This is a genomic window from Cupriavidus sp. SK-4 (assembly GCF_000611125.1).
Classification (GTDB): domain Bacteria; phylum Pseudomonadota; class Gammaproteobacteria; order Burkholderiales; family Burkholderiaceae; genus Cupriavidus; species Cupriavidus necator.
In genome coordinates this window covers 142318-143627 of record NZ_JFJW01000089.1, presented here as the reverse complement: position 1 = coordinate 143627, position 1310 = coordinate 142318, and the positions used below count along the sequence as shown (strand labels likewise).

Here is a 1310-nt window from a genome sequence, read left to right as displayed (position 1 = left end):
AGGCGGCGGGCGGTGCGCGCGGTGGCCAGCGTGGCCGCGGCAAGCGCAAGACGGGGCAGGGCGAGGGCGGCCAGGGTAGCCAGGGCGGCCAGGGCGGCCAGGGCACCAGCAAGGCAGACAAGGTGGACCGCGCGGCCAGGGCCGAAGGCACCGACAAGCCCGAGCAGCCCGGCCGCAAGCGCAAGCCAGTCCAGCGCTCAGGCAAGGCGGCAGCGCCGGGCGAGGCGCAGGGCGCCGGCGCGCGGCAGCAGGGCCGGCGCAAGGATGGCGGCAAGCCGCAGGCGCCCCGCAAGGGCCAGGCCGGCGGGGACAAGACCGCGGCGAGCAGCGAAGACCTGTTCCGCTTCGTGATCTCCGAGCAGTACGACAACGAAGACACCGTCATTCCGCGCACCAAGGCCAAGCCTGTGCGCGAGCTGTCGGCCGACGACGACGCGCCCAAGCTGCACAAGGTGCTGGCCGAGGGCGGGCTGGGCTCGCGCCGCGAGATGGAAGAACTGATCCTGCAGGGCCGCGTTTCGGTCAACGGCCTGCCGGCGCATATCGGCCAGCGCATCCTGCCGGCGGACCAGGTCCGCGTGAACGGCAAGCTGATCCACCGCAAGGTGTCGACCAAGCCGCCGCGCGTGCTGCTGTACCACAAGCCCGCCGGCGAGATCGTCAGCCAGTCCGATCCGGAAGGCCGTCCGACCGTGTTCGACAGCCTGCCGCGCATCAAGTCCGGCAAGTGGGTCGCGGTGGGCCGCCTGGACTTCAATACCGAAGGCCTGCTGATCTTCACCACCTCGGGTGACATTGCCAACCGCTTCATGCATCCGCGCTACGGCGTGGAGCGCGAGTACGCGGTGCGCACGCTGGGCGAGCTGGCCGAGGCCGACCGCCAGCGCCTGCTGCATGGCATCAAGCTCGATGACGGCGAAGCCAACTTCCTGCGCATTGCCGACGGCGGTGGCGAAGGCGTCAACCAGTGGTACCACGTGGCCCTGACTGAAGGCCGCAACCGTGAAGTGCGCCGCATGTTCGAGGCGGTTGGGCTGACCGTGTCGCGCCTGATCCGCACCCGCTACGGCCAGTTCCTGCTGCCGCGCGGCCTCAAGCGCGGCCGTTGGCAGGAAGTCGAGCCGAATGACGTCAAGGCGCTGATGGCCGGTGTCGGCCTGAAGGTGCCCGGCAAGGGCGAGCAGGCCCCCAAGGGTGCCACCAAGGTGGGCGGACGCAAGCAGCGCACCGAAGCCGCGATTGCCGGCATGCCGATGCCCACGGGCATGGACGGCCTGCCGCGCTTCGACCAGGGCGGTGCCCGGGGCGGT

1 pseudogene is annotated in these 1310 nt (G+C 71.0%); it reads left to right on the top strand.

From position 1 onward, the window contains the following. Window positions 1-1310, top strand: a pseudogene (gene rluB, locus CF68_RS19440) (23S rRNA pseudouridine(2605) synthase RluB); the annotation flags it as partial.